Below are 7098 nucleotides of genomic sequence, written 5' to 3'. Positions count from 1 at the left end.
GAGTGCGGGGTGTGCGGGAGGGGTGGTGCGTCAGCGCGAGGTGTCGAAGACCTCGTCGCGGGTGGCCGCGAGGGCGCTCTCCAACGCGCCCCGCAGCACGGGATGTTCACGGACGTCGCCGATGACGAGCCGGGGGCGGGCGGCGGCCAGCTCCTCCAGCTCGTCCTGGACGAGGGCACGCAGCGGCTCGCCGCCCGAGGTCAGGGAGGCGCCGCTGAGCACGACGAGTTCGGGGTCGAGGACGGAGACGAGGGCGGCGAGACCGGTGGCCAGCCGGGTCGCGTACGTCTGCAGCAGCTCGCGGTACAGGCCGGTGTCCTCGGCGGCGGCGCGCTCCAGGAGCGCGGCGGCCACCTCGGCGTACGGCCCCGACGGGATCTGCGCGATGCCGAGTTCGCGGGCCAGACGCGGGACGGCCTGGGAGCCGGCCAGCTCCTGGTAGCCACCGCTGTTGGCCTTCGTCACCTGCCGGACCAGGGGTGCGCCCGGCACCGGGAGGAAACCCACCTCGCCCGCGCCGCCGGTCCAGCCGCGGTGCAGCCGGCCGCCGAGGACCAGGGCGGCGCCGAGGCCGCCCTCGTTCCAGAACAGCACGAAGTCCTCGTGCCCCCGTGCCGCGCCCAGCCGTTGTTCGGCGACGGCGACGAGGTTGACGTCGTTCTCGTACTCCACCGGCATCGGCAGCGCGGCGGCGAGTTCGTCGAGCAGGGCCGGGGTGTGCCAGCCCGGGAGGTGCGAGGCGTAGCGCAGCCGGCCGGTGTTGGGGTCGAAGGCGCCGGGGGTGCCGATGACAAGCCGGTGGACGTCGTCGCGGGCCAGCCCAGCCGCCTTCACCGCGCCGTCGAGGGCGTCGGTGACCTGCCGGACGACGGGCTGGGCCGGACGCCTCCCGGGGGTGGGGAGTTCGTACGAGCCCACCGTGCGGCCGGTGACGTCGGCGACGGCGGCGAGGATGCGTTCCGGGGTGACGTCCAGGCCCGCCGCGTACCCGGCGGCCGGGTTGACCTCGTACAGCTGGGCGTTGGGGCCGGGCCGTCCCTCGGTGGTGCCGGTGGCGAGGACCAGCCCGGCCGCCTCGAGGCGGGCGAGCAGCTGGGAGGCGGTCGGCTTGGAGAGGCCGGTGAGCTTGCCGATCCGCGTGCGGGACAGCGGCCCGTGCTCCAGGAGGAGGTCAAGGGCGGCGCGGTCGTTCATGGCGCGCAGGACGCGCGGGGTGCCCGGCGTACCGGCGGATCCTGCCATGGGTCGACACCTGCCTTTCGACTGTCCAGCTTCTCATTCCACCACTGTTAGGAAAGTTTCCTATTGGCTGGAAAGGAACGTAAGCCCAGGGCGAAGGGGGCGTCAATAGAAGCCGCCCCCGTGGCAACAGACTCGTTACCTCGGGGGCGGTGGGAGCGGGGGAGGGGCCGGCTACTTCGGCGCGGTCCGCTGCGGCGCTATCGGCGTGGCCGCAGCCGACTGCGGGGAGTCCGGGTTGGAGTGGGCGGACGGGGCCGCGACCGTCTCCGTCGGGTCGGCGGGGTCCAGGGCGCCGGCCACGGCCGTCTCGCCGCCCACGATGCGGATGTCCGCCGCGTCGAAGGCCCGCTTGACGCGCCAGCGCAGCTCGCGTTCGACGGCGAGGGACTTGCCCGGCATGGTCTTCGCCGAGATGCGCACGACCATCGAGTCCAGCAGCACGCTGTCCAGGCCGAGCACCTCGATCGGGCTCCACAGGAGCTCGTTCCAGGGCTCCTCCGCGCTCATCTTCTCGGCGACCTCGTCGAGGGTGGCCTTCACCTTGTCCAGGTCCTCGTTCGCCTTCACGGTGACGTCGACGCCGGCCGTGGCCCAGCCCTGGGAGAGGTTGCCGATCCGCTTGACCTCGCCGTTGCGGACGTACCAGATCTCGCCCTCGGCGCCGCGCAGCTTCGTCACGCGCAGGCCGACCTCGATGACCTCGCCGGAGGCCACGCCCGCGTCGATCGTGTCGCCGACGCCGTACTGGTCCTCCAGGATCATGAAGACACCGGAGAGGAAGTCGGTGACGAGGTTGCGGGCGCCGAAACCGATCGCGACACCGGCGACACCGGCGGAGGCCAGCAGCGGGGCCAGGTTGATCTGGAACGCGCCCAGGACCATCAGCGCCGCGGTGCCCAGGATCAGGAAGGACGCCACCGAGCGCAGCACCGAGCCGATGGCCTGGGAGCGCTGCCGGCGGCGTTCGTTGTTGACCAGCAGACCGCCGAGCGAGGTGCCGTCGACCGCCTCGGCGGTGCGGGTCATCCGGTCGATCAGCTTGGTGATCGCCCGCTGCACGACCGCTCTGAGCACTCCCGCGACCACCAGGATCAGCAGGACCCTGAGACCGATCGCCAGCCACGTCGACCAGTTCTGCTCGACCCAGCTGGCCGCGTTCGTCGCGCTCTCCTGGGCGTCCTGGAGCGTCGGGACCGTCACGGCCGTCGACCCCGAGGGGGACGGCGACGGCGAGGGCGACGAACCGGCGGCCAGTAGGACGGCGGGCAAGGACACGGCGGGTACCTCCAGGTGCAGCGGTCCGCCCCCCGGCACGCGACGCGGTCAAGGTCACGAAAAGGTCACCGGAAGGGCAGGCCCACCACACTATCGGGGCACGGTGTGGGAATCCTTGCGGTCTTCTGAGGAGACTTGGTGCGCACCCGGGATGAGCAGGTGGGATAAACACATCCCGCTCGGGGGGATGAATCACGTGTGGTCGAAAACACTCCCAGCCCGTTACCGGGACATGGTGGCGCGTCCACCAGGCAAGAGGGGAGACTGACCTACAGATCGTCCCGGCGCGAGCCACGCGCCGCCGACGCCCAAGGAGGCATCCGTGCCGCATGTCCTGGTCCTCAACGCGTCGTACGAGCCACTCGGCGTCGTACCGCTCCGCCGCGCGCTCGTCCTCGTCCTGGAGAACAAGGCCGTCTCCCTCGAGGAATCGGGCGCCTTCCTGCACAGCGCGACCGTCACAGTCCCCGCACCAAGCGTGGTCCGGCTCAAGCGATTCGTCCGGGTTCCCTATCGGGGGCCCGTTCCTCTGACCCGACGCGCGCTGTTCGCGCGTGACGGGGGCCGGTGCATGTACTGCGGTGGCGTCGCAACCAGCGTCGACCACGTCATCCCGCGCAGCCGCGGGGGCAAACACGTCTGGGACAACGTGGTGGCGTCCTGCCGCCGCTGCAACCACGTCAAGGCCGACCGACACCTGATCGAGCTGGGCTGGCGGCTGCGCCACAAACCGGCCCCGCCCACCGGTCTGGCCTGGCGCATCATCGGGACCGGCCATAGGGACCCGCGCTGGCTGCCCTACCTGCAGCCGTACGGCGCGGAAGACGCCATGGCCCGGATCGACGGCATCTCCGCCTGACGGTCCGGGCCTTCGCATTCCCCTGGTCACAGGGAGTGCGGCAGCGTACGGCCCGGCCCGGGAGCCCCCCGCGCTCCCGGGCCGGACAGTCATGCGGTCAGGCGTAGCGCAGCTCGGCCGGGTGCAGGGTGCGGCGCAGCAGGGGGAGTGAGGTGGCGGCGGCGAGCAGACAGCAGGCGTAGACCGCGAGGGGGACGAGCGGCGCGGCGTACGGCACCACGAGGTGGTCCGCGGTGAGCGAGGCGTACCAGACGCCGATGCCCGTGCCACCGACGCCCGCCACCGCGACCGCGGGCAGCAGCGGCAGCGCGGTCTCCAGCAGCAGCGCCCGGCCCAGCACCGCGCGCGGCACCCCGGCGGCGGTCTGCGCGGCCAGGCCCCGGCGCCGGGTGGCGACGGACTCGGCGGTGCCGACGGCGAGGGCGGCGATGACGATCGTCAGGGCGACGCCGATCGCGGCGCCGGTCAGGTGGAGGCCGCTGGAGTAGTACGAGACGTCCATGGCGAGGCTGTGCTCGCGGTGGAGGGTGGCGAGGTCGGCCAGCAAGGCCTGGCGCACGCCCACGAAACCGGTACCGACCACCGTGACCAGCAGCACCGCCGCGTGCGTACGGGCCGCGGCCCACGGGTCCGCCCGCAGCCGCTCCGCCGCGATCAGCACGGCCGCGCTCCCGGCCCGGGAGGCGAGGGCCTCGCCCAGCCGGCCGGACCACCAGCCGGTCAGCCACACGGCGACGGCGCTGACCAGCAGACAGAGCGCGAAGACGGCCAGCGGGCCGACGGCGAGCCCGAACAGGGGCAGCGAGAAGGGGTCGCCGACGAAGGCGGCCGCCGTCACGAACAGCGCGGAGACGCCCAGCAGGACGGTCGCCACGAGGAACAGCCGCCCGGGACCGGCAGGCCGTGTCCGCCGTACGACCCCCAGCGGGGAGGCCACCACGCGACGCAGCGACAGCGTGCTCACGGCCGCGCCGGCCGCCGGGACCAACAGGGCCACGGTGACGATGCCGGCCCAGGCCAGGGGAGCGGGGTGGTGCCACATGCGGAGCAGAACGGCCACCGAGACCACCGTGGCCAGGACGGAACCGGCCAGACAGGCGAGGCCCGTCTCCAGCCCCGCGATCCGCCGCACCTGCGGGGGCGCGGCCCCCGCGAGGCGCAGCGCGGCCAGTCGCCGGTCGCGGTGCACGGCACCGATGCGGGCGCACTGGCCGAGGAACCCGAACACGGGCACGAGCAGCAGCGTCAGCGCGACGACCACGCCATCCCGGGTCCCCGGCTGGTCGAGCAGCCCGCCGCCGACACCGATGTGATACTGCCCGTCCATCGGCACGAGCACGGCGATCACCAGCCCGAGCCCGGCGGCCCCCGCGGCCCCGACCACGGTCAGCCCGACCCGCCACCACTCCCGCCGGTCCGACCCCTTGGTCAACAGCCAGGCGAGCCGTACATCACCCGCGGGACCCCCGGTCCTCGCCCGTGTGGTCTTCGCGTCGCTCATGCCGTGACCCCCGCTGCTGCCACGACCCCGTCGGTCATGCGTATGTCCCGGTCCGCGTAGGCCGCCACCTGGGCGTCGTGGGTGATCAGGAGGACGGCGGTGTGGGTCTCGCGGGCCGTGTGGGTCAGGGACGTCATGACCTGTTCGGTCGCCAGGGAGTCCAGCGCGCCCGTCGGTTCGTCCGCGAAGACGATCCGCGGGCCGGTGACCAGGGCGCGGGCCAGGGCGGTGCGCTGGGCCTGGCCGCCGCTCATCTCGCCCGGGCGGAGCTCCCCCTGGCCCCGTACGCCGAACCGTTCCAGCCACTCACCGGCCCGTGCCCGGGCCTCTCCCCGCGAGGTCCCGGCCAGCATCAGCGGCAGTGCCACGTTGTCCAGTGCCGTCAGCTCCGGTATCAACTGCCCGAACTGGAACACCACCCCGAAGTCGCTCCGGCGCAGTTCGCTCAGCCGCCGCTCCGGCAGCCGGTCCAGCCGCTCGCCGGCATACGTCACCTCGCCCGCGTCGGGCCGCACGATCCCGGCGAGGCAGTGCAGCAGCGTCGACTTGCCGCTGCCGCTCGCGCCGGTCACGGCGAGGATCTCGCCCGCGCCCAGCTCGACCGAGGCACCGCGCAGGGCCTCGGTCCTGCCGTGCGCCTTGGTGAGGCCGCGGGCCGCCAGCGGCACCTTACCGTCCCCGTTGTTCATGCCGAGTCGACCTCCGCGGTCAGGGTGGTGAGCCGGGCCGCCGTCGTGGTCATCCAACGGAGGTCGGCGTCGAGGTGGTTGAGGGCGTAGTCCGCCGAGAGCACGGTCGCCAGATCGGCGCCCTTGGCGGTCTTCACCGCCGTGAGCTCCCGCATCCGCTCCATGTGCGCCTCGCGCTGGGCCCGCAGATAGGCCCCCGCGTCGCCGCCGGACAGGATCGACACGACGACCTTGGCGAAGATCTCGTTCGTCACGAAGGGCGCGGGCGGGGCGATCTCCCGGGCCCAGCGCGCCAGTTCACGCGAGCCGTCCTCGGTCGCGCGGTACGTCGTCCGTTCCGGCCCGCCCTCCGACTCCGTGCCCTCGATCCGTGCGAGACCGTCCCGGACCAGGCGCTGCAGGGTCGTGTAGACCTGCCCGTAGGCCAGCGGACGGGCCTGCGGGAAACGCTCGTCGTGCCGCCGCTTGAGGTCGTAGCCATGGCTCGGCCCCGCGGCGAGCAGGCCCAGCAGGATGTGGCGGGTGCTCATGGGGATCAGTATGCACTCAATACATGTAGTGAGTGAATAGTGTCCCAGGATCATGGGCGGGTGACGTGCCGGGCGCCCGGGCCCAGAATGTGATGAGAGGCACGTAGTTCCTTCCTGTACGTCTGTCGTCGCGCCCGCTGGGTAGGGCTGCGGTAACCGCCCGCAAGGTCGCCGTACTCGCGAAGGAGGCCCCTCGTGGCCGCACCGGCACACCCGCTCTCCAAACCCGTGGCGCAGCTGCCGCCCCTCGAGGACGAGCCGCACTTCTGTGTCTTCAGCGCGGAGGGCGCCTGCGCCGACACCCCGCTCACCAGTGAGCCGCCGCTGCCCGAGGCCGAGCCGCTCACCAGCGAACCCCCGCTCTCCGAGGCCGCGCCGCTGACCAGCGAGGCGGTGGCCCCCGAGCCGGACTGCGCGAGGCCGTAGATGACCGCGCAGGGGCCGGCCGAACCGCCCTCCGAGGAGCTGACCCGGCTCGCCGAGCTGCACGGTGTGGCCGCCTCCTACAGCCCCTCCCCGGACCGTACGGTCACCGCATCGGCCACCGCCGTCACCCTCACCCTGGCCGCCCTCGGCGTGGACGCCGGCACCGAGGCGTCGGTCCGCGCCGCGCTCGCCGCCCGCGAGCGCGAACTGGCCGAGCGGCTGCTGCCGCCCACCGTGGTTCTCTGGAGCGGCGCCCCGTCCCCCGCCCTGGACGCCCTGCCGCCCGGCACCCGGCTGAGCGTCGAGACCGAGGAGGGCGAGACACGGACGTCCGTCGAGCGACTCCCGCCCGGCGTCCACCGGTTGAGCGTCGCCGCCCCCGACGGCCGCACCGCGGCGGCCCACCTGGTCGTCGCCCCGCCCCGCCTGCCGACGCCCACCACCCGCTCGTACGGCCTCCTGGTCCAGCTCTACTCCCTGCTCTCCCGCCGCTCCTGGGGCATGGGCGACCTGGGCGACCTGGCCGAACTCGGCGACTGGGCCGGCCGCGCGCTCGGCGCCGGCTTCGTCCAGGTC

The 7098-nt window shown here is 73.3% G+C and carries 7 protein-coding genes and 1 pseudogene; 3 read left to right on the top strand and 5 right to left on the bottom strand.

Features of this window, described 5'->3' with window-relative positions; all coding sequences use genetic code 11:
• Window positions 1–30: 30 nt before the first annotated feature.
• Both GRC12_RS40000 and GRC12_RS39995 read right to left on the bottom strand, forming a co-directional pair.
• Window positions 31–1242, bottom strand: coding sequence for an ROK family transcriptional regulator (locus tag GRC12_RS40000; RefSeq protein WP_208785371.1), 1212 nt, complete (start codon window positions 1240–1242; stop codon window positions 31–33).
• 171 nt (window positions 1243–1413) lie between these two features.
• Entirely contained in the window at window positions 1414–2517 is a 1104-nt protein-coding gene (locus tag GRC12_RS39995) for a mechanosensitive ion channel family protein (protein ID WP_208785370.1), read from the bottom strand.
• Between the two features lie 322 nt (window positions 2518–2839).
• Here GRC12_RS39995 and GRC12_RS39990 point away from each other — a divergent pair, with 322 nt between their 5' ends.
• Window positions 2840–3376, top strand: coding sequence for an HNH endonuclease (locus tag GRC12_RS39990; protein ID WP_133040943.1), 537 nt, complete (start codon window positions 2840–2842; stop codon window positions 3374–3376).
• 97 nt (window positions 3377–3473) lie between these two features.
• On the opposite strand, the gene GRC12_RS39985 is transcribed toward GRC12_RS39990, so the two are convergent.
• From GRC12_RS39985 to GRC12_RS39975, 3 genes are read right to left on the bottom strand one after another with little or no spacing between them, the layout of a single operon-like run.
• Window positions 3474–4877 (bottom strand): FtsX-like permease family protein, encoded by a 1404-nt coding sequence (locus tag GRC12_RS39985; RefSeq protein WP_208785369.1) that lies wholly within the window; start codon window positions 4875–4877, stop codon window positions 3474–3476.
• Window positions 4874–5566: an ABC transporter ATP-binding protein gene (locus GRC12_RS39980; RefSeq protein WP_208785368.1), complete on the bottom strand. Its 693-nt coding sequence runs from the start codon at window positions 5564–5566 to the stop codon at window positions 4874–4876. Before GRC12_RS39980 ends, GRC12_RS39985 begins: the two co-directional genes overlap by 4 nt.
• Window positions 5563–6096, bottom strand: coding sequence for a PadR family transcriptional regulator (locus GRC12_RS39975; protein WP_208785367.1), 534 nt, complete (start codon window positions 6094–6096; stop codon window positions 5563–5565). The genes GRC12_RS39980 and GRC12_RS39975 overlap by 4 nt, the downstream gene beginning before the upstream one ends.
• A 195-nt stretch (window positions 6097–6291) precedes the next feature.
• Here GRC12_RS39975 and GRC12_RS39970 point away from each other — a divergent pair, with 195 nt between their 5' ends.
• Complete coding sequence (locus GRC12_RS39970) at window positions 6292–6522, top strand: hypothetical protein (RefSeq protein WP_133040947.1); 231 nt, start codon at window positions 6292–6294, stop codon at window positions 6520–6522.
• A pseudogene (locus GRC12_RS39965) lies at window positions 6523–7098 on the top strand (4-alpha-glucanotransferase); the annotation flags it as partial.

It is taken from the genome of Streptomyces griseorubiginosus (assembly GCF_017614965.1).
Lineage (GTDB): Bacteria > Actinomycetota > Actinomycetes > Streptomycetales > Streptomycetaceae > Streptomyces > Streptomyces griseorubiginosus_B.
The sequence above is the reverse complement of the archived record's forward strand: the minus strand, read 5'-3'. Positions and strand labels throughout refer to the sequence as shown.

Coding starts and splice junctions, on each gene's coding strand:
- GRC12_RS40000 (WP_208785371.1), bottom strand. CDS start 1,242: ATGGCAGGATCCGCCGGTACGCCGGGCACCCCGCGCGTCCTGCGCGCC.
- GRC12_RS39985 (WP_208785369.1), bottom strand. CDS start 4,877: ATGAGCGACGCGAAGACCACACGGGCGAGGACCGGGGGTCCCGCGGGT.
- GRC12_RS39980 (WP_208785368.1), bottom strand. CDS start 5,566: ATGAACAACGGGGACGGTAAGGTGCCGCTGGCGGCCCGCGGCCTCACC.
- GRC12_RS39975 (WP_208785367.1), bottom strand. CDS start 6,096: ATGAGCACCCGCCACATCCTGCTGGGCCTGCTCGCCGCGGGGCCGAGC.